Origin of the sequence: Paracoccus yibinensis (assembly GCF_030846195.1) — a bacterium.
In the GTDB taxonomy this organism is placed as follows: domain Bacteria; phylum Pseudomonadota; class Alphaproteobacteria; order Rhodobacterales; family Rhodobacteraceae; genus Paracoccus; species Paracoccus yibinensis.
Genome location: NZ_JAVCWH010000001.1, coordinates 14,505 through 34,716, shown reverse-complemented (window position 1 = coordinate 34,716; position 20,212 = coordinate 14,505). Strand labels below are relative to the sequence as shown.

At 63.8% G+C, this 20,212-nt stretch carries 19 protein-coding genes, 1 tRNA gene and 1 other RNA gene; 13 read left to right on the top strand and 8 right to left on the bottom strand.

Translation table 11 applies throughout. The features are described 5' to 3' along the window. Window positions 1-7 precede the first annotated feature (7 nt). On the bottom strand, window positions 8-1,108 hold the full coding sequence (locus RAH32_RS00165) for a polysaccharide biosynthesis/export family protein (protein WP_373429655.1): 1,101 nt from the start codon (window positions 1,106-1,108) through the stop codon (window positions 8-10). Window positions 1,109-1,248: 140 nt separating this feature from the next. Further along, window positions 1,249-2,577: a capsule polysaccharide biogenesis protein gene (locus RAH32_RS00160; protein ID WP_306603955.1), complete on the bottom strand. Its 1,329-nt coding sequence runs from the start codon at window positions 2,575-2,577 to the stop codon at window positions 1,249-1,251. A gap of 106 nt (window positions 2,578-2,683) precedes the next feature. Here RAH32_RS00160 and RAH32_RS00155 point away from each other — a divergent pair, with 106 nt between their 5' ends. From RAH32_RS00155 to RAH32_RS00140, 4 genes are all read left to right on the top strand, one after another. Further along, window positions 2,684-3,301, top strand: coding sequence for a riboflavin synthase (locus tag RAH32_RS00155; protein ID WP_306603953.1), 618 nt, complete (start codon window positions 2,684-2,686; stop codon window positions 3,299-3,301). Window positions 3,302-3,354: 53 nt separating this feature from the next. After that, window positions 3,355-3,843 carry a transcription antitermination factor NusB gene (nusB, locus tag RAH32_RS00150; protein ID WP_306603951.1) on the top strand — a complete coding sequence of 163 codons (489 nt, stop codon included), beginning with the start codon at window positions 3,355-3,357 and terminating at the stop codon, window positions 3,841-3,843. Between the two features lie 71 nt (window positions 3,844-3,914). Continuing rightward, the gene (locus RAH32_RS00145; RefSeq protein ID WP_306603950.1) at window positions 3,915-4,226 is read left to right on the top strand and encodes a hypothetical protein; all 312 of its coding nucleotides are present in this window, start codon (window positions 3,915-3,917) and stop codon (window positions 4,224-4,226) included. Between the two features lie 410 nt (window positions 4,227-4,636). After that, a complete protein-coding gene (locus RAH32_RS00140; protein WP_306603948.1) occupies window positions 4,637-5,608 on the top strand; it encodes a DUF481 domain-containing protein in 972 nt (323 codons plus the stop codon). Window positions 5,609-5,704: 96 nt separating this feature from the next. On the opposite strand, the gene ssrS is transcribed toward RAH32_RS00140, so the two are convergent. Beyond that, window positions 5,705-5,862, bottom strand: a non-coding RNA gene (gene ssrS / locus RAH32_RS21640) — 6S RNA. Window positions 5,863-5,952: 90 nt separating this feature from the next. Here ssrS and RAH32_RS00135 point away from each other — a divergent pair. After that, complete coding sequence (locus RAH32_RS00135) at window positions 5,953-6,408, top strand: MmcB family DNA repair protein (protein WP_306603946.1); 456 nt, start codon at window positions 5,953-5,955, stop codon at window positions 6,406-6,408. On the opposite strand, the gene RAH32_RS00130 is transcribed toward RAH32_RS00135, so the two are convergent. Continuing rightward, window positions 6,389-6,607 carry a DUF6324 family protein gene (locus tag RAH32_RS00130; RefSeq protein ID WP_306603944.1) on the bottom strand — a complete coding sequence of 73 codons (219 nt, stop codon included), beginning with the start codon at window positions 6,605-6,607 and terminating at the stop codon, window positions 6,389-6,391. The genes RAH32_RS00135 and RAH32_RS00130 overlap by 20 nt on opposite strands. A 100-nt stretch (window positions 6,608-6,707) precedes the next feature. Here RAH32_RS00130 and RAH32_RS00125 point away from each other — a divergent pair. The 3 genes from RAH32_RS00125 to RAH32_RS00115 all read left to right on the top strand — a co-directional run bounded on the left by RAH32_RS00125 (window position 6,708) and on the right by RAH32_RS00115 (window position 7,989). Then, window positions 6,708-6,784, top strand: a tRNA-His gene (locus tag RAH32_RS00125). Between the two features lie 105 nt (window positions 6,785-6,889). Further along, a complete protein-coding gene (locus RAH32_RS00120; protein ID WP_306603942.1) occupies window positions 6,890-7,324 on the top strand; it encodes an ElaB/YgaM/YqjD family protein in 435 nt (144 codons plus the stop codon). An 11-nt stretch (window positions 7,325-7,335) separates the two neighbouring features. After that, window positions 7,336-7,989: a phage holin family protein gene (locus RAH32_RS00115; protein ID WP_306603941.1), complete on the top strand. Its 654-nt coding sequence runs from the start codon at window positions 7,336-7,338 to the stop codon at window positions 7,987-7,989. A gap of 45 nt (window positions 7,990-8,034) precedes the next feature. Here RAH32_RS00115 and grxD read toward each other — a convergent pair whose 3' ends face one another. Then, window positions 8,035-8,397, bottom strand: coding sequence for a Grx4 family monothiol glutaredoxin (gene grxD / locus RAH32_RS00110; RefSeq protein WP_306603939.1), 363 nt, complete (start codon window positions 8,395-8,397; stop codon window positions 8,035-8,037). Between the two features lie 43 nt (window positions 8,398-8,440). Then, the gene (locus RAH32_RS00105; protein WP_275106184.1) at window positions 8,441-8,683 is read right to left on the bottom strand and encodes a BolA family transcriptional regulator; all 243 of its coding nucleotides are present in this window, start codon (window positions 8,681-8,683) and stop codon (window positions 8,441-8,443) included. 562 nt (window positions 8,684-9,245) lie between these two features. Between RAH32_RS00105 and RAH32_RS00100 the strand changes: the two genes are divergently transcribed. From RAH32_RS00100 to RAH32_RS00090, 3 genes are read left to right on the top strand one after another with little or no spacing between them, the layout of a single operon-like run. After that, a complete protein-coding gene (locus RAH32_RS00100) occupies window positions 9,246-9,983 on the top strand; it encodes a phosphatidylserine decarboxylase (protein ID WP_306605147.1) in 738 nt (245 codons plus the stop codon). Window positions 9,984-9,985: 2 nt separating this feature from the next. After that, the gene (locus RAH32_RS00095) at window positions 9,986-10,738 is read left to right on the top strand and encodes a CDP-alcohol phosphatidyltransferase family protein (RefSeq protein WP_306603935.1); all 753 of its coding nucleotides are present in this window, start codon (window positions 9,986-9,988) and stop codon (window positions 10,736-10,738) included. After that, window positions 10,739-11,356, top strand: a complete 618-nt coding sequence (locus RAH32_RS00090; RefSeq protein ID WP_306603933.1) for a class I SAM-dependent methyltransferase — start codon at window positions 10,739-10,741, stop codon at window positions 11,354-11,356. A gap of 469 nt (window positions 11,357-11,825) precedes the next feature. Here RAH32_RS00090 and RAH32_RS00085 read toward each other — a convergent pair whose 3' ends face one another. Next, a complete protein-coding gene (locus RAH32_RS00085) occupies window positions 11,826-12,392 on the bottom strand; it encodes a Pycsar system effector family protein (RefSeq protein ID WP_306603932.1) in 567 nt (188 codons plus the stop codon). 155 nt (window positions 12,393-12,547) lie between these two features. Here RAH32_RS00085 and RAH32_RS00080 point away from each other — a divergent pair, with 155 nt between their 5' ends. Both RAH32_RS00080 and RAH32_RS00075 read left to right on the top strand, forming a co-directional pair. After that, window positions 12,548-16,219 carry a TonB-dependent receptor domain-containing protein gene (locus tag RAH32_RS00080; protein ID WP_306603930.1) on the top strand — a complete coding sequence of 1,224 codons (3,672 nt, stop codon included), beginning with the start codon at window positions 12,548-12,550 and terminating at the stop codon, window positions 16,217-16,219. Between the two features lie 10 nt (window positions 16,220-16,229). Beyond that, entirely contained in the window at window positions 16,230-18,047 is a 1,818-nt protein-coding gene (locus RAH32_RS00075; protein ID WP_306603928.1) for a CHASE2 domain-containing protein, read from the top strand. Between the two features lie 29 nt (window positions 18,048-18,076). On the opposite strand, the gene hpbA is transcribed toward RAH32_RS00075, so the two are convergent. Then, a complete protein-coding gene (gene hpbA / locus RAH32_RS00070; protein WP_306603926.1) occupies window positions 18,077-20,113 on the bottom strand; it encodes an N-methyl-L-proline N-demethylase HpbA in 2,037 nt (678 codons plus the stop codon). Between the last annotated feature and the right edge of the window lie 99 nt (window positions 20,114-20,212).

The window sequence follows — 20,212 nt, the reverse complement described above, 5'->3', positions numbered from 1 at the left end:
CCGCGGGTCACTGGGTCAGGTTCTGGATCGAATTCGCGGAATTGATCGGCCCGATCAGCGCGGCCAGCCGCTTCTGCCACTGAACATAAGGCGCCTCGGTCACATAGACCGTGTCCCCGTCCCGGATCAGGAAGTCGCGCGCCAGGAACAGCCCATTGGGCCGCGTCAGGTCCAGGACATAGGCGATGCGCTGCGATCCAGAGACGGTCTTGCCCAGCACGCGGGACGCGACCGATTCCGGTTCGTCCCGCAGGATGAAGACACCGGTCGGATCAGCCAGGTTCGAATTGAGGCCGCCGACCATGGCCACGGCCTCGACCGCGTTGATCATCTCGTTCCCCAGGGGAACGCGGGTCTGGCCGCCAAGCGCGCCCAGAGCGGTGAAGCTGCGCTGGTCTTCCTCGACCAGGATGACATCGCCGGGGCGCAACGCGATGTCGTTGCTGGCGTTCGAATACAGATCCGTCAGCCAGACCTTGCCAGTGTCGTTGCCGCGCTTGACGGTGATGACGGCGATTTCGGGTTCGATCGAGACGCCGCCCGCGCGGGCCAGCATGGCCGACAGCGTCCGGGTGGGACGCTCGATCGGATAGACGCCCTGGGCCGTTACCTTGCCCATGACCGACACCGTGGCGCCATCGCCCGCCACGCGCGCCACCGTCACCTGCGGATCGGGGGTCTGCGTCGCCAGCCGTTCGGTGATGATCTGGCGCAACTGGTCGGGCGTGTTGCCCGCCGCCTGCACCCGGCCCGCATAGGGCACGAAGATATACCCCCCGCTGTCCACCTGGATTTCCTGCAACGCGGTCGAACTGGTCCCAAGCGATGTCAGCAGCCCGTCATCCACGTTTTCCCAGATGGCAAGGCCCAGCACGTCGCCTGCCCGGATCTCGTCCGCGCCGACCTGCCCGGCGCGCAGGAAGCTGTTGGAAAAACCATACGAAGGGACGAAGTTCGTGGCGCGGGCGACATGATCGTTCACATAGATCACATGCGTGTTGCCGCCCCTTTCGACGGCGCCCGAATAGATCTCGTTCTTGCTGGGACCGGAACGCGGCAGGCTGCATGCCGCAAGCAACGTCATGGCGACGATCAGGACCATGCGCATGGCCACGCCCGCCCCTGGACGGGCAGGAGAAAGCTTCACTGTCACCTCTCGAAAACTCCTGTTCCTTGGCCCGGACTTGCCGTCCGGTTGTGCAGGCAATCTAAACCGTGCGCGGCGCGGACGCCACACCTTCCTGAACCCTAGTCCAGAACTTCGCCGATCTGCTGGCGGCGCTGGAAGCGACCCAAGGCCAGGGCCTGATAGGGATCCTCGGGCGCAAGGATCAGATCGGCGACCAGCCGCAGCGCATGGGCGCGCGAACGGCGGGAATAGAATCCCCCCGGCACCTGACTGGTTTGCAGCAGGTAATCGCGGAAGATGCGATAGGACGCGGTATCCGGCTGCTGGGGATGAGCCAGGAAATCGGACAGGGACTGATCCGAAACCAGCCCCGGCTTGCAATAGACCGCTCGGCCCAGGGCCTTGACGGGCAGACCGCGCCACAGCGCCTGCTGGGCTGCGGTCGAATTGACGGTGATGATCGCGCGGGCATGGGCCATCATGTCGGCCAGCTTGCCACCGCGGAAGTAGTGCACCCTGTCTGACACTCCGTGCCGTGCAGCGGATTGCCGGATCGACCGGCGGTTTCTGGCGCGCCCGTCCTCCAGCGGATGCGCCTTGAACAGCAGGTGGTGATGGCCGGGGGCCGACCTCGCGAATTCCGCCACGACCTGTTCGATGAAATCCCGGTTTCCGGCGAACGGGGAATGCCCCAGCATGTTCGAATCATGTTCCAGCTGCATCGGCACCAGCAGATAGGGGTCGCCCGACAGACGGAAGCGCCGCCACTGGATCGCGCGCATCAGGGAATGGACCGGCGTCAGGATCAGCCGGGCCAGGTTCAGCCGGAACTCGTCAAAGATGGGAAGCGAGCGATGGCTGGCAAACTGGCGATAACGGCGGTTGGCCACCAGCACGAGGAAATGATACAGGGCGCCATAGGCCTTGTGCTGGCGCATGTCGCCCCAATGGGCGGGCGGGCGGCGGACCTCGGCCGCAGTGCCGCGCAGGGTCGCCCGCATTTCCGACAGCGAGATGTTCAGCAACGCCGAATGGCCATTCGAGCCGCCGCGCTCATAGCTGATCCAGTAGGGACGCAGATAGCCTTCCTCGAAGACGTGCAGCCGCAGGTTTCCGGCCTGCGCCGCCTTGCGCGCGGCGGCATGGACGGGACGCACGTCGCCATAAAGGACGATATCCGTCACCCCCTTTTCGGCGATGATCCGGTCAAGATGCGCAGGCCAGTCGGCGCTGCTGCCCGTGTGGCGCAACAGATGCGCAGGGTCGGACCAGAAGAATTCGTCCCCCGCGTTGAAGGCGCAGCGCCAGACCTGCGCCCCCGCCGTCCGCAGCAGGCGGCACAGCCGGTCGAAGAAGGGTCCGTGCGGACCCTGCAGCAGCAGAAAGACGCGTGGCAGGGGTTCGGGCGCGGCAGATGTTTGCGACGACTTGTGACGATCCTGAAGCACGATGCCATCCTGACAACAGCGCGGCAGGGGCAGACGGCGGAACGTGCGATGCTTGCGCTGCCATAGGCTATCGCCTAGGTCTTTGCCGAAGGAAAGAGGTTTTCGCGTGTTCACAGGCATCATCACCGATATCGGCACGGTCGCAACAGTCGAGATGCGCGGCGACATGCGCGCCCGGATCGACTGCGGCTATGACATGGCAACCGTTGACATGGGCGCCTCGATCGCCTGCGACGGTGTTTGCCTAACGGTGGTGGACAAGGGTTCGGGGTGGTTCGCCGTCGATATCTCGGCCGAGACGCTGTCCAAGACGAATATCGGCGCGGACGGCTGGCAGGTCGGAAAGCGTCTCAACCTTGAACGCGCGCTGCGGGTGGGCGACGAACTGGGCGGCCATATCGTCAGCGGTCATGTCGATGGCGTGGCCCGTGTAGTGGGTATGCAGGACGAGGGTGACAGCCTGCGACTGACCTTCGAAGCCCCTGCCGCCCTGGCCCGATACATCGCCCCCAAGGGTTCGGTCGCGCTGAACGGCACGTCGCTGACGGTGAACGAGGTCGAGGGCAGCCGCTTCGGCGTCAACCTGATCCCCCACACCCGGCAGGTGACGACCTGGGGCGCCGTCACCCAGGGCGACGCCGTCAACCTCGAGATCGACACCCTGGCCCGTTATGTCGCCCGCCTGGCCGAGGCCATGGGCGCGCCCTTGCCGTCCGGGGCTTGACGCGGGGTGGCTTTCGTTCCATTGCAGCCGGTCTTTGTGCAAGGCCTGATCCCATGAACCCGAACGACGACAAGCCGACCGACAAGCGCGCCGACCGCCGGGAGAAAAGCAGCGGCGCGCGTTTCTATGCGGTTCAAGCCCTTTATCAGATGGAAGCGGCCGGTCAGTCCGCCGACCGCGTGATGCGGGAATTCGAGATCCATCGCCTTGGCGCCGAGGATGAGGACGGCCGATACCTGCCTGCGGATGAAGGTTTGTTTGCCCGCATCGTGGATTCGGCGGTGAACTGGCAGTCGCGGATCGACCAGGCGACGGACCGGGGTCTGGTCGCGAAATGGCCCATCGACCGGATCGATCCGGTTCTGCGTGCGCTGTTCCGCGCGGCAGGGGCCGAGCTTGTGACGCCGCAAACCCCGCCCAAGGTCGTCATCACCGAATATGTGCGGTTGGCCGAAGCCTTTTTCCCCGATGGAAAAGAACCGAAGTTCGTCAATGCCGTCCTGGATCACGTCGCCCGCGAGCTGCGGCCCGAGGCTTTCTGACGCAGCACTTTTTCCTGCAATTTCGCCCCGGATAGCCTATATGTCGGGCTTCATGCCTTGTGGGGTCCGCCATGCCGACGATGGTTCGCGTCTATATCCGCAGTGTCCTGATCGGCGCTGCACTGGCCTGTTGCTTCGTTGCCGCGCTGCTGGCCCTGGATGTGGCCCATTTGCGCCATCTGATCCTCAAGAGCGAAGCTGGCTGGCTGGCCCTGTTCATGCTGGTGTTCTTCAACGCCATCGTCTTCGCAGGCGTTCAGTTTGCCATTGCCGTCATGGGACAGGCCGAAACGCCGCCATCCCCAGGCAAACGCGCCTGGATCGCACGTCCAAGCCTGGTGCCTGTCTTGCAGAAATCGGCCATTCGGACCAACCGCAAATAGCGGAGAGCGTCCAGGCTGACACGAAAATGCGAATTGTCGTGTCGATTATGCAACAGATCGGATCGGTATCCCTTCCTGCCAGATTGCCTGCCAGATGGGCAATCACGCCTTTATTGCAGCCGACATGTTGATCAGGAATTAACCATTTTAGACGAATGGCCGAGTTTTATTCCCAAGCTCCAATTGTTTCACGAAATGACGATTTGGTTCCCGCAAAAGCCATCACCTGCATATTTCAGCATGATCCTGCCTATCTTTCCCTGTCCTGCTGTTGCTCACGTTTTCGGGAAGCAACCATGATTCTCGAGGGTCTGTGAACCAAGGGCGGGTGGCATTACTTCATTCTTCGCAGAGATGCTCTGGCGTCCGACCGGCGTTCAGAACAACCAAACTCAGCTCGTGAGGATGAGATGAAAAAAATTACGCTGCTGACCGGCTCCGCCGCGCTGATGGCTGCCCTTTCCGCCCCGGCTTTCGCCCAGACCGAGATCGCGGCTGGCGCCGACGCCACCGGCATTTCGTCGATCAACGATCGCATCATCGACGTTGAAGACGCCGTTCAGGACGACTTTGACCGTGACAACGACGATGCCCGCTTTAGCAACCCGGATCGCCGCGAAGGGCTGTTCGGCTCGGTCGCGCTGACCTATGCGGGTGATAGCGGCAATACCGAAGGCCAGGACTTCTCGCTGGCTGGCCGTGTGTCGAACAATGCTGGTCCCTGGCAGCAGTCGATCGGGATGCTGCTCGAGTTCGGCGAGGATGACGAGGGCGAAAAGGATAGGGAAGACGTCTCGGTCATCTATGATGGCGCGTACTACTTCAACGACCGCTTCTATGCCTTCGTGCTGGGACGCTTCAGCATCGACGGCTTGGCCAACGGTGATGAATATGATCCCGCCAACCCTGCAAACGATGCTGACGTTGCCGAAGATCTTGACCAACTGGCCCGCGACGGCTTCATCGGCGTCGGCCCCGGCTATCGCGTGATCAACACCGATCAGACCGCTTGGCGTGTCCAGGCCGGTATCGGTTATCGCTACACCCAGTCGGGTGCGCAAAAGGCTGGCTTCGATCTGGTCGATGAAGACGGTGATGGTGTCTACGTTCGCGAAGAGGTCACGGAGTCCTCGGACAGCGGTCTCGGCTACATCGTGTCGTCGCGCCTGTATCACCGCTTCAACGACATGGTGTTCATCACCAACGACACCGACTTCCTGTCCTCGGAAGATTCGCCCGACGTGATCACCAACCAGTTCGGCGTGAACTTCCAGATGTCGGAGCAGTTGGCGACCCGTGTCAGCTACACCACCGAATACGAAGAAGACCGTGACATCCGCACCGACAACACCCTGGGCGTTTCGGTCGTCTACGGCTTCTAATTCAAGCGACAGATCAGCGAACGAAGGGCGGCCGGCAAGGTCGCCCTTCTTGCATGGAAAAACCGCCGCTGCAGGGCAGGGCGGTTTCAGTCGGTGGCGGGAACCGCAGCAACCGCGGCAGCACGAGATTTCCCGAAAGCCTGGATTACCAGGTGGGCGCCGGGTAACGTGACCAGGGTCACGACAGAGCCAGCACCCTCGGAAAAGTTATAGGCCAGTGGAAAAATGGCCGCACGCGAGAGGAGCAGAAACCCGCCATCCCGAGAGATAGGCGCAGGGCAGGGGCAGTTCAAGCGGGTTGAAGAATGTTTCCTCTTCGTTCTATAACGCCCCGCATGACACAGATGGACCCCAGCCTTCCCCCGATGCCTGGACAACGTCTTGCGCGCGGCGTCGGGCGGCTGCTGCGCAGCTTGGATCATGCAGTGCTGACGGAATTCACGCCCATCCGTGGGCTGCGGGTCGATGTCATCAGCATGGGTCCGAAGGGCGAATTCTGGATCATCGAATGCAAAAGCTGCCGCGCCGATTTCATGGGCGACCGCAAGTGGCAGGGATATCTCGAATGGTGTGACCGCTATTTCTGGGCCGTCGATTGCGATTTCCCGTCCGAACTGTTGCCGCCCGATACCGGCCTGATCTGCGCCGACGCCTATGGGGCTGAAATTCAGCGCATGGCACCCGAAACCCGTCTGGCGGGGGCACGCCGCAGCAGGATCATGCGCGATTTTGCCCGCGCTTCGGCCCTGCGCCTGCAAGGGCTGACGGATCCCGACGCGTTCAGCGCCGGGGCTTCCTAGGCTTTCCGCCGCCTTTCCCCATGTCGCGCGCGGCTTCGGCGGCGGCCAGCAGTTCCTCGGCAATCTCGGTCGCTTCCTCGGGATCGAAGTCCAGGGGCAGGTCGATCCCCTCCGCCTCGACATAGATGCGCACCATGCCCTGATCGGTCGGGCCGATCTGAAGATTGGCTGCGATGTCGCTTTGGCTGTTGATGCCCATGACCATTGTCCTTCTGTGATGGCTTTCTGTATCCCGCGTGCGATTTCACGGCAAGACGGGCTTGCAACGGGGGCAAAGCGGCGTTAGAGAACGCATCCGTGCCGCCTTAGCTCAGCTGGTTAGAGCGCTAGATTGTGGATCTAGAGGTCCCCCGTTCGAGCCGGGGAGGCGGTACCATCCTTCCAAGCCCTTGCCTTTCAGGAATTCTTTCGGTTCTCGGAACAATGGCGATGTCGTGCGTGTTTAGGTCCCGATGGTGACAACACACCGGAGGACATTGACATGGCTGAATACAATCCCACCGCAAATGACATGAAGAAAGACGCCACGGCTGCCGGGCAGCAGGCGAAAAAGGATCTGAACGAAGGCGCCAAGAAGATCGGCGACGATGTCCGCGATACTGCCGACAAGATGTCGCAGAACTCGGCCGCTGGCAGCCTGAAGGACCGCGGCGCGGACATGGCCCAGACCGCCCGTGAAACGGCGCAGGACTATGTTGAACGCGCCCGTGAAGTCGGCGGAGAATATGCAGGCCGCGCCAAGGCCGAGGCTGAGCGCCTGTATCAGACCGGCCAGCAGAGAGCGTCCGAAGTCGCCCATTATGCCGAAGAGCGTTACGACGAAGTGTCCGAAATGGTGCGGCGCAATCCCGCGCAGGCTCTGGGCATCGCCGCCGGCATCGGCTTTCTGGTCGGCCTGATTCTGGCCCGTCGCTGAGGACGTTTCCCATGTTCGACTATGCGCAGCGTCTACAGTTGGCTCTCAAGGACACGGCGCGTCGGTCTGCGATGAAGGCGGTGGCCGGGATTGTCTTGGCCATTGCCGCAGGTTTTCTGATCGCTGCCCTCTGGTCGTTCCTTGCGCATGATCTGGACTGGGGTCCGGCCCTGGCGTCCCTTGGCGTGGCCGGGCTGTTCATCCTGATCGGCATCGTGCTGTTCGTCCTGTCCAAACGGACCAAGCACGAAATGCCCACCAAGGAGGACTTGCGCAAAGAGGTCGAGGCACGCGTCACCTTGGCTGCAGACGCAGCTGTCGAACGGGCACGCGCAGAAGCCGACCGGATGCTGGACAAGGCGGGTAACAAGGTCAGTTCCCTCATGGATGAGGCCAGCTATCGCGCCAACAAGCTGGCGGACGACACCGAGCGCCGCGTCTTCGGAGTGGCCAGGAACGCGGCCCAGGCGGTTGGTTTCACCTCGAACAACATCCAGACCGTGCGCCACAAGGTCGAGGACGCAAGGGATACCTTGTCACGCGCGAACAGCAGCAATGCCGCCAGCATGGCAAAGCTGATCGGGGCCTTTGCGATCGGCATCACGCTTGCCGCCAAGTTGCGGGAACAGCAGGATGACGACGATTACGAAGATGACATCCTATGAGAAAGGGCCGCCTCCGGCGGCCCTTTTTATTGCCCTTTACGGCCGTCAGGCATTTGCTTCGCGTATCTTGTCCGCCGCGGCCTTGTCGTAAGCCACACCCTTCTGGTCGAAGAGCTGATCCAGTTCGCCTGACAAGGTCATCTCGGTCACGATGTCGCAGCCGCCAACGAATTCGCCTTTGACATAAAGCTGCGGTATCGTCGGCCAGTCCGAAAAGTCCTTGATGCCTTGCCGGATGTCATCGTCCGCCAGCACATTCACGTCGCGGTAATCGACGCCCATGTAGTTCAGGACCCCCGCCACACGGCTGGAGAACCCGCACTGGGGCATTTCCTTGGTGCCCTTCATGAACAAGACCACATCGGCATTGTCCACGAGACCTTGAATTTTATCAGCTACTTGCGTCATATCTTTTATCCTGTTTCTGATGGTCTGGCCAAGGGGCAGGGCCTCAGTCAGGCGCTTTGGTGGTCAATGCCAAGGCATGCAGGGCACCGGATTTCCCCGCCATCTTGTCCTGAAGGGCGGCATAAACGGCGCGCTGTTGCTGGACGCGGTTCTGGCCCCGGAAGCTTTCGTCGATCACCTCGGCCGCGTAATGGTTTCCGTCGCCTGCAAGATCGGTGATCGTGATTTGCGCGTTGGGAAATGCCGCCCGTATCAGGGCTTCGATGTCATGGGCTTCCATGGCCATGGGGCTGTCCTTCTGCCTTTGTTTCCCAGATGTAGGGGAAGCAGAAAGGCCCCGCAAGGCTAACAGAAAACGGCCGCGTCGGACGCGGCCGTTTCAGGTGCAGGGGGCAATCAATTGGCGGTGGCCGCCCCGACGGTTCCGCCCACGACCGCGCCGGCAGGGCCGGCAATGACCGCACCCCCAAGACCACCAGTCGCGGCTCTTTCGGTTGCGGTATTGCCACAGGCCGCAAGAACAAAAAGCATGCTGCCGCACAGACTTGCCGTCAAAACTCGCATCAGAACATCCTTTTCCGGGCGCCTTGTTGCGCTACTGTTCGAGAAAGCGTCAGATGACAGAAAAGTTCCGTAACCGCCCGAATCTGAACGCGCCATCCCCAATTCGGCGTTGGCTGCCGGCGGGTTGCATCTATGTCGCCTCCGAGCCGACCAAGGTCTTTGTCAGGCATCGAAGGGCGCGTTTCAGAAAACGCCTCTTGTTCAGGGAAGGCGGCATCCGTCCCGTCAACGATGTCGCAAACCGGCAAGAAAGCGTCGTCTTCGTTTGACCCCATCCGGTCGGGCTGCTATGCGCCCCGAACCGTCAATGGCCGCAGGACAACCGACGCATGACCATGTGGGGCACTTTCCTCAAGCCGATGCACCCGGAAGGCTTCCGGTTCCTGCCGGTCTTTGGCCTCTTCGCCCTGGGGCTTTTCTTCCTTTGGGAGCCGCTGGGCTGGATCGGCCTGGGGCTGACGGTCTGGTGCTATTACTTCTTTCGCGATCCGCGACGTGCCGTTCCGCAGGCCGAGGGCCTGATTGTCAGCCCTGCGGACGGTGTCGTCTCGCTGATCGAGGAAGCGGTGCCTCCTGCCGAACTGGGGATGGAACCCGTTGCCCTGACACGGGTCAGCGTCTTCATGTCGGTGTTCAATTGCCACGTGAACCGGGCGCCCATAGCGGGGCGCGTGCTGGCCGTGGCCTACCGGCCCGGCCGGTTCTTCAATGCCTCGCTCGACAAGGCCAGCGACCTGAACGAGCGCAACGGGCTTTGCCTGGCACTGGCAGACGGCCGGCAGTTGGCGGTCGTGCAGATCGCCGGTCTCGTGGCTCGGCGGATCCTTTGCTGGACCAGGAAAGACCAGCAGCTGAGGACAGGTGAACGCTTCGGGCTGATCCGCTTTGGCTCGCGGCTTGATGTCTATCTGCCCCCGGGCGTGGTCCCGCTGGTCGCCATCGGCCAGACCATGGTCGCGGGCGAGACTGTGATTGCCGAACTTGGCCATGTCGGGTCCGCGCGTCCCGCCCGGATGGACTGACCATGACCCGGCACCCGGATCGCCCGTCCCGATTGTCCGTGGTGCAACTGTTACCGAACATCCTTACGCTTGCGGCGCTTTGCGCGGGGCTGACGGCGATCCGCCTTGCCAGCCTTGGAGAGTTCGACCGGGCTGCTGCCTTGATCCTTGTTGCGGCGGTTCTTGACGGCCTTGACGGACGGCTGGCGCGCCGTCTGAGAAGCGAAAGCGCCATGGGGGCAGAACTCGACTCGCTTTGCGATTTCGTCAATTTCGGTGTGGCGCCGGTTCTGGTGCTTCACCTCTGGGCCTATGGGGGTGCCGGAGGATTGGGGTGGATTGCCGCCCTGGTCTATGCGACGGCCTGCGCTTTGCGGCTGGCGCGGTTCAACATCAGCAGCCGGGATGCGCTTGCGTCTTCGATGCCCAAGACGTCCTTCACGGGGGTTCCGTCGCCCGCAGGGGCGATGCTGGCCCTGCTGCCGATCTTCCTCGCCAATCTCATTCCCGGCGCGGTCCTTCCCGGTCCTGCTTCCGCTCTCTGGATCGTTGCCGTCGCTGCCCTGATGGTCAGCCGCCTGCCCACGCCCGCCATCCGGCCCGTCCGGGTTCGGCCTGACCAGGCACGCCTTCTCTTGCTGGGGACGGTGGCCCTGGGGGCGGCACTGCTCACCTATCCCTGGTTGACGCTGGTGGTGTTGGACCTTGCCTATCTGCTGCTGCTCTTGGCCGGATGGATCCGGCTTCGGCGGCGTCATACACGAGAGGACGCATGAATGGAGTTGCAGGCCGTTGAAAGATCCTATGCCCGCTGGGCACCGATCTATGACCGGACCTTTGGGGCGGTGACGGATGTCGGACGCCGCCGGGCCACCGCGCTGCTGAGCGAACTGGGTGGTTCGGTCCTGGAGGTCGGCGTGGGCACCGGCCTTGCCTTGCGCCACTATGGCCCGCAGGTCAGGGTGACGGGCGTCGATTACAGCGCCGAGATGCTGGAAAAGGCGCGTGCGAAAGTGGCCGCCGACGGCCTTGCGAATGTGGCGGCACTTCACCGGATGGACGCTCGCGAACTGGCGTTTCCAGACGAAAGCTTCGATCACGTTGCGGCCATGCATGTGATCTCGGTGGTGCCGGATCCCGAAAAGGTCATGTCCGAAATGGCCCGGGTGGTGCGACCCGGGGGAAGCGTGGTCATCGTCAACCACTTCGCCCGGAAAAGGGGTGCCCTGGCCATGGCCGAACGGGTTGCCGCACCACTTGCGGACCTGCTGGGCTGGCATTCCGACTTCGACCGATCCCGGGTGCTCGGCGAGGCGAACCTGACCTTGGCAGAGGAACGCACTCTGCCACCGCTGGGCATGATGACCTTGATGCGGCTTGTCAGAAACGGCTGACGCGGGCGTCAGATCCGTGTGACGCTGCGCCGACATTGTCCGCCGCATTGGCGCCTTTTCCGACGGCCGGGAACGCGTCCCAAGAACTGACGGCGTCAGTTGGGCAAGGTCGTCACGGCGTCTGCGGTTTGCAGCAGGTCCGTGATCCGGCGGACGTCCGCGTCGGTTCTCGCGGATGTCACCTTCCTGGCGGACCTGCGGATACCGCTCGCCATAGCCTTGGACCACCAGGTTCTCGGGCGGCAACCGGCAGTGCTTCCTTTCATGTTCAGCTGGGACAGGAGTTCCCGAACGAAGTGCACCGCTGTATTGCCTGATGCACGGGTCTTCTGGACCTCGATGCGAGGTGCCGGAGCGGTTCGGGCAGGACCACCCTCTTGGACTGGTCTGTCTTGATGATGCCGCTGACAGTACCCTCTGGCGGATGCGGATTGTTCACTTCCGGCCCATCCCGGGTCTGCATCAGCCCTCAGCTTGCCGGACCCACGGCCAGCAGCAGGACATAGCAAGCCAGCCAGACCATCAGGCCACGAAAGGCAATGCCCACCAGGCGGAATTTGCGTCTTGCAAGGGTGGCAAGGTTTTCAACATTGCGGGCGTATTCGTCGAACAGGAATGTCGTGTCGCCTTTTTCGCGCGCGGACAGCACGCGGTAGCCCTGCTCGGGCCAGGCGCCCCAGAACAGGGACGTTCCCTTTGCAAGCCTGCGTGGCAGCACCACGCCCAGCGCCGAAAACAGTGTAAACAGAACCGCCACCGCCATGGCCGCCCTGATAGCCGCTTCAAGGATCATGGCGTTCTGATAGGCAGCGATTGAAAAGATGTCCCGACCTTCGGCCGAAGCCAGCAGGAAGGCCACCATGAAGGTGAACAGATAGGCAGCCTTCTGATCTGCGGTCTTTATCTGATCATAGAAGACGTCGTTGACCTTCTTGAGATGCTCCCAATAAGGGTCGTTTCCAGAATGGGCCTCGGGCAGATTTTCGACGCCAGGTGCGTCCGGTCCCGGAGCGTCGGGCATGGGTTCGGATTTCACCGCAAGACCTGCTGAAAATGCAACAACTCTGGGTGATGCTTATCATGCGGGTGGGCTGTCCGACAACTTAATCCGACTGTCAGACGGACAGCTTGACCCACTGCCCGGGTCGTCCGATAACAGAACCGTGAGGCCGTTTTTCGGGTTTTCTGTTCATGTGTCTCCGACTGCCCGTGCGCCTGGCCGTGGTCTGTCTGCTGGTCAGCCCGGCCTTTGCAGAACCGCTGACGCGCAACGCCGCCCCGGCGGGGTCCGTCATAGCCCGAAGGTCGGGCGAAGAGGTCCAGTTCATTGACCTGTCAGGCTGGACGGCAGTGGAACTGGCGCAGGACCTGCTGGCCGGAGATGTGCTGAGGACCAATGCCATGGGCAATCTTGCGGTGATGTTCGCGGACCGGACGCAGATGCGTCTGGCGCGCAACACCACGATTGTCGTCAAAAAGGTGGGTGCGTCGTCGGACAGCGTGTTTGAACTGCAGCGCGGCACATTGTGGGGCAGGGCCGCGCGCGGCGGGCAGGGGCTGATGGTGGAAACCCCGGCGGCAGCGGCAGCGGTCCGGGGAACCGATTTTTCCCTGACAGTGGAAGGCGACCGGACATCGCTGACCGTGCTGGAGGGGATCGTCAGGCTCAGCAATCCACAAGGCTCGGTCACTGTCCGGCAGGGGGAAGCCGCCGCCGCCCGGATAGGCGAGGCGCCGACCAAGATCATCATCACCGACCCTTCCGACCGAGAACAGATGCTGACCTATCTGTCCCTCCGCTCGGCCTTTTCGTCGCTGGCCCCGTCGCACTTTCCCAGCGCCACCCTGAGGGCCGAGCGCGCTCGGCTTGAAAACTTGCCCGCGGATGCGCGCAGCCCGGCCGACCTTGTGACCGCGGCCGAGGTGGCCTTCGCGCTGGAAGGCACGGAGGTGGCGCGGACAAGGGTGGCAGAAGCACGGGCGCGGGTCACGCAACCTGACCTGGTCGCGCGGCTGGATCTGGTCGAGGGTCTTATCGCCGCGGATCAGCGACGCTATGGAGATGCCCAGCGTCTGCTTGCGGCGGCAGGGCCGCGTCTGGATGCGGACCGCAGGGCCGTGGCCGATCATGCGGGCTATTTCGCCCGCGCCCTTGCCGATCCCACCCGCGCGGAATCTCCTCCGCCCGGATCCGGGACACCGTCGGGTGCGCTTGCCCACGCCTACGCGCAGGCGGTCTTGCTGGACATTCCCGCCGCCCTGCGGGAACTGGCGGCGGCCGAGACGCGCTTTCCTGACCACGCGATCCTGCCCGCTGCCCGGGCGCAGCTTGCGATGCTGGTCGATGACCGCAGCCAGGCGCGGGCCGCCATCGCACGGGCGCTTGCCATCGACCCTGACGACCCAAGCGCATTGAAAGCGCAGGCGGTCTTTCTTTCGGACTTCGAAGGCCGCCATGCCGATGCCCTGTCGGTGCTGAACCGCGCGGTTGCCGAGGCCCCGGGCGTCTCGTCCTTGTGGAACCAGATCGGAACGGTGCAGTCCACGCTGGGCGCGAACCGCGAGGCCGAGGCGGCGCTGCGGCGCGCCATTGCCCTGCAGCCGATGGATCCCGTGGCCTATGTCAATCTTGCCTTCCTTTACCTGGACCAGGACCGACCGGACGAGGCCAAGCCGCTGATCGACCAGGCTTTCGCCCTGGATCCGGCGTTCGATGTGGCGCTGTTTGCGCGCGGCCGCTGGAACCTTCAGCGGGGGGATGTCGCCGCAGCCCAGGACGACCTGCTTGCGGGATCGACCGCCAACCCGGCCTATTCCCAGGGCCTGCTGTTGCTGGCGGCCGCCTATATTGCCGCCGGAGAGCGCGAACTGGCGCAGCAGGCGCTGGACAATGCGGATCGCCTTGACCCGAACGACCCTGTCACGGCACAAGCCGCCGCCTCGCTTGCAATCGATGAATACGAGGCCGACCGCGCCATTGCCGCCGCGCAGTCGGCCATGCGTCGCGCCCGTGCACGCGGCGGCGATTTCGCGGGGGCCGAGGCCAACCGGACCGAGGGGTCGCTGCTGAACCAGGCCTTCCGGTTGCAGGGCCTGGATGCCTGGGGCCGATCCTATGGCGAGGCGGTGTTCGATCCCTTCGACGGCGCAAGCCTGATCGACCAGGCCGTGGCGGGCAGTGCATCGCCCGTCGCGTCCAGCCTGGGCTATGGCGACAATGTCGTTGATCCCATACCCGACGCCGCAAGTTTTTCCGGTCTTTTCCAGGGGCTGCTGCTGTCCCCCGGTATTCTCACAGGGCGTGAACGCGGCAATGACGTGCTGCGCCGCCCCTTTGTCGAGGCGACGCTGGGCTTCGGGACGATCGCGACCGACGCGGATAGCCGAGCAATGCGCAGTCTTGAACTGCAAGGCTTCGGCCATCGTCCCGTCCCGGTCAGCGGTTATCTTCTGCTGGAACGGGAAGGGCTGGCGGACAGCCGCAGCTGGCGCGAGCCCGGATCGCAGATCCCCCTGGCCGAATTCGACCTCGACGATCGGGTGACCTCGGGTCTTGCCTATGCGACCGCCAGCGTCACACCCGATGACGACATCGTGTTCTATGGGCAGACTGGCCGCGTCAGATCCCAGGTCGGCAATGGCTTGCTCATTCTGGACGAACCGTTGCTGCCCTTCGACACCATTCTTTTCGACCGCCAACGCGAGACGCGGCTGGATCGCGCGGGCCTTGGCTGGAGCCACAGTTTCGGCTGGCACAACGTGGTCGAAGCGGCGATCTTCGGGACACGGGCTGTCCAGCAGACCAGGGAAACCGGCCTTCTGGCTTCTGCAGCCACCGGGGGGATTCTTGGCCTCCGCAACCTTGACGCGGACACCTCGCAAAGCACGCGCATGGCGGCCCTGGGCTGGCGCTATGGTCGCGGTCCATGGGTGCTGCGCACCGGGGTCGAGGTCGGCCGCGTCAAGGCATCGCGTGCGCAAAAAGACACCACGATCTTTGGCCCGGTGCCCATCGTCACAAGCGAGGAGCGAAGCCTCGCCTTCGACGTGGCCCGCGCCTGGGTCAACGTCAACCACGAGGTCAGACCGGGCCTTGCCGTCGAAGCCGGCGCCGTCGCCTTGCGCTTCGGTGGCGACGTCTCGCTTTCCAGGCTGGACCCCCGTATCGGCGTCTCGTGGCGTCCGGCGGAACGGCACTGGCTGCGCGCGGCATGGATCGCCGAGACGACCGGCACCGGGGACACCACCCTGGCGCCGGTCGGTGTCGTGGCATTGCAGCCCAGCCGTATGCCCTTGGACCCTGACGGCATTTCCAAGACCGCCGTTGTCCGATGGGACGCGGAATGGAGCGACAGCCTGTTTACCTCGGTCGATGTGCAGCGGCAGGAGTTCACCGACATTTCCGTGCCCATTCCCACCGGCCTTGACTGGATCGACGTGGTGGACGGGCGGCTGGACCGAATCTCGGCCACGGTGAACTATAAACTGCCCCAGGGACTGGGTCTGTTCGCGACCGTGGTGCGGAATGCTAGCAGGAACCGCGATCCGGCAAGCGCGACGTTTGGCGAAAGCCTGCCCTTCGTCCCTGAAGAAGCCGCGCGGCTGGGCCTGACCTGGGTCCATCCGGCGAATATCCGGGCCAGCCTTTCGGCCAACTGGGTCGGTCCCCGGATCGGTGACGAAACGGGCGGACGCGTGGAGGGCGCATGGACCACCGATCTTGAAGCGGTCTGGGAATCCCCTGACCAACGGTTCCTGGCAGAACTGAACGTGTGGAATCTGCTGGACGAGCCGTTCGAGGTTGCGCCGGGCATCAAGGGCGCGGGCCGGACCATAGAAGCCTCTCTCAGCATCAGGTTCTGACAGGGACGTCATGGCAGCCCCCTCTCGTCCATGGTGGAAAGACCTGCGCGGCGGCGGGCCTGACGCCAGACACAAGCGCCGCGCAAGTCTGGCGGTCCTGGCACTGGCGGCGGCAACGGCAGCGGGTGTCTTGTCGCAACTGCCCGCCTGGCAGCTTCTGGAGGCGCGGGCCTTCGATCACCTGTCGATGATCGCGCCACCGCCAAGGCCCGCCGACGCCCCGCTGATCGTCGCCATAGACGAGCCGTCGTTTTCGGAGATAGGACAGCAATGGCCTTGGTCCCGCGACATCCATGCGCGGTTGGTGACGGCGCTACGCGACGCGGGGGCACGGGTCATCGCCCTGGATCTGATCTTTGCCGATCCGTCAGAGCCTGGGGCCGATGCCGCCCTGGCCGCTTCGGTGGGGCCGGACACGATCCTGGCGGCCGACGAACGCATTCTCGACACGCCGCAGGCGACGCAGCTTCTGCGGACCGATCCCCTTCCGGCGCTGCTTGAGGCGGGCGCGGTTGCGGGCGTATCAACCATTCCGCTCGACCGTGACGGGACGGCGCGCCGCGTGCCTCATCAACCAGATACGTTTGCCCGCGCCTTGCTGGCAGGGCGCGGGGTGACTGTGCCGGACACGCCGCCGGGGGCGTTGATGCAGTTCTATGGGCCGGCACGCAGCATGCCCACGGTCTCTTATTATCAGGCTCTTGATCCTGGAACCTTCCTTCCCCCCGGTATCTTCACCGGACGCGATGTGATCGTGGGCTTCAGCCTTCAGGCTGCCCCGACAGCGGACGAGGGCGGCGGCGACGCCTTCACGACCCCTGCCACCGTCAGATCCGGGGCCTTGGTAGCCGGGGCAGAAATCCATGCCACCTTGGTCGCGAACCTTGTCGCGGGGGACTGGATCCGTGCGTCAGGCGTAGTGCCGCGCGTCTGCGCGATCTTCGCGGCGGCAATCCTGGCGATGGCCGTGCTGTGGTCGGGTGCGCGAAAGTGGCAGATCCCGTTGTTGATCCTGGGCCTGGCGGTTCTGCCGGTGGCCTGCTGGCTGACATTGCGGTTGGGACGTCTGTGGTTGCCGCCCCTGGCACCGATGGCGGCTTTTGCCGTAACGGCGGCGGGACAGACCTTGCGCGACTTTGCGGCCGAACGGCGCCTTCGTGCCGGGCTGACGCGCGCCTTTGCCCATTACCTCGCCCCCGCCCTTGTCGAACGCCTGGCAGCCGATCCTGGCGCCTTGCGGCTTGGTGGCGAAAGCCGAGAGATCACGGTCCTTTTCTGCGACATCCGCGGCTTTACCACCCTGGCCGAGCAGTTGCAGGGACAGCCCGAACAGCTGACGACGATCCTTCACCGGCTGATGGAACCCTTGTCCCAGGCCGTCCTGGCCGAGAACGGCACGATCGACAAGTATATCGGCGACTGCCTGATGGCCTTCTGGAACGCGCCTCTGGACGTGCCCGACCATGCAGCCCGGGCAGTGGCCGCCGGTCGCCGCATGATCGCCGCGGTTGCCGCATTGAACAAGGAGTTCGCGCGCGACGGCGTCGCGCCGCTGTCCATCGGGATCGGCATCAACACGGGAACCTGCATCGTGGGCAACATGGGTTCAGGGGCGCGCTTCGACTATTCCGCCATTGGCGACGCGGTGAACCTGGCGGCGCGGCTGGAAGGCCTGACAAAGGATATGGGCGTTCCCCTGATTGCGGGCGAGGCGACCGCAGAGGCGCTTGGTCAGCACGCGGGTCTGCGCCTGCTGGGCAGTGTCAACGTGCGAGGGCGCAGCAAAGTCACGCGAATTTACGCTTTGGAGTACGGCCCCAGACCTTGATGGTGACGCGTCGGGCGCGTCTGATGACCCTACAAATCCTTCACCAGCCGCAGGGCATCATAGATCGCGGCATGGGTGTTGCGCGAGGCGACGGCATCACCGATGCGGAACAGGCGGAAACTGCCCTTGGGGTTTGTGCGGACATCCTGACGCGCGCCGGTGGTCAGGGCCTCGTAATCGACCTCTCCACCATTCGACGACAGCGGCTTAAGGTCGAAATACAGATCGTCCAGCGGGCGGGTGCCATGGTTGACGACCACCTGATCGACGATGCGATTCCGGGTCATGTCGCCATAGTCGCTGCCCAGGGCAGCGCGCAACTGGTTGCCTTCCCGCTCGACCGATATCAGCCGCCAAGTGACGGTGAAGGTGGTGTCGCGGGCTTGCAGGCTGCGCATGTAGGGAACCAGGTTCATTGCCATCACCTCGGGGGAGAAAGCGCGGTCGGGGGTGACGATCTCGACACGCGCACCGGTCGCGGCGATCAGATCGGCAGCCTGCAGCGCGGCGTGGTCGCCCGCATCGTCGAAGATCAGGACGTTCTGGGCCGGCTTCACATCGCCCGACAGGATGTCCCAGGCCGACACGACCAGGTCGTTGCCCTGGGCCAGAACCTCGGTATGGGGCAGCCCGCCGGTGGCGATAATCACTTCGTCCGGGTCGGTGCCCAGAATGTCGTCTGCTTCGGCGAAGGTGTTGAAGCGGAAGGACACGCCCTGACGCTCGCACATGGCCTGGCGCCAGGCGATGATCGAGATCATCTCGCGCCGGCGTTCCTGCAGCGCGGTCAGGCGGATCTGGCCGCCCGGCCTGTCGGCGGCCTCGAAGACGGTCACGGCATGGCCGCGTTCGGCGGCGACGCGGGCGGCCTCCATGCCGGCGGGACCGGCGCCCACCACCGTGACGCGCTTCTTCGTGCCGGCAGGCGGGATGGTGTGGGGCATCGTCTCCTCTCGGCCTGTGGCCGCATTGTGCAGGCAGAAGGCCAGGCCACCCTGATAGATGCGGTCCAGGCAATAGTTCGCCCCGACGCATGGGCGGATGTCATCCTCGCGGCCCTCGACGATCTTTCGGACCAGATGCGGATCGGCGATATGGGCGCGGGTCATTCCGATCATATCCACCAGCCCCGAGGCGATGGCATGGCGCGCGGTCGGCACATCGGGGATCTTGGCGGCATGGAACGTGGGAAAATCCGTCGCCTTGCGGATCTGTCCCGCAAATTCCAGATGCGGGGCGTTGCGCATCCCCTGGACGGGAATCACGTCGGTCAACCCTGCATCGGTATCGATGTGGCCGCGCACCACGTTCAGGAAATCGACCAGACCGCTGTCCTTCAGCTTTCGCGATATGGCGATGCCGTCGCCCGCGTCCAGGCCGCCAGGCAGGCATTCGTCGCCGGTATAGCGCACGCCGACGATGAAATCCGGCCCGCAGCGTTCGCGGATGCCGCGCAGAACGTCGAAGGTAAAACGCAGCCGATGATCCAGATCGCCGCCATAAGGGCCATCCAGTTCGTTGGTCAGCGGCGACCAGAACTGGTCCATCAGATGGCCATAGGCTTGCAGTTCGATCCCGTCGAGGCCCGCGGCCTTCATCCGTTCGGCAGCATCGACATAGTCGCCGGTGATGCGGGCAATGTCCCAGTCTTCCAGTTTCTTCGGAAAGGACCGGTGCGCGGCCTCGCGCTGATGGCCGGGCGACACCACCGGCAGCCAGTCGGCCTTGTCCCAGCGGGTGCGCCGGCCCAGATGCGTCAACTGGATCATCACAGCGCAGCCATGGTCGTGGCATTCATCGGCAAGCTGCCGCATCCAGCCGACCACTTCGTCTTTCCAGGCAAGAATGTTGTTGAAGACCGGCGGGCTGTCCCGCGACACCGAGGCCGATCCCGCCGTCATCGTCAGCGCCACGCCAGCCTTTGCCCGCTCGACATGATAGGCACGGTAGCGTCCCTTGGGCATCCCGTCCTCGGGATAGGCCGGTTCATGGCTGGTGATCATGATGCGGTTGCGAAGCGTCAGGTGCTTGAGCTGGAAGGGCTGGAGTAGGGGGTCGGTCGCCATGGGCCTGCCTGCAAGATCAACGTGCAAGATCGGATCATGCCCAAAATGTTCACAGATGTCAATTTTATAAACATGACTGAACCCTGTAGGGCTTGTGCT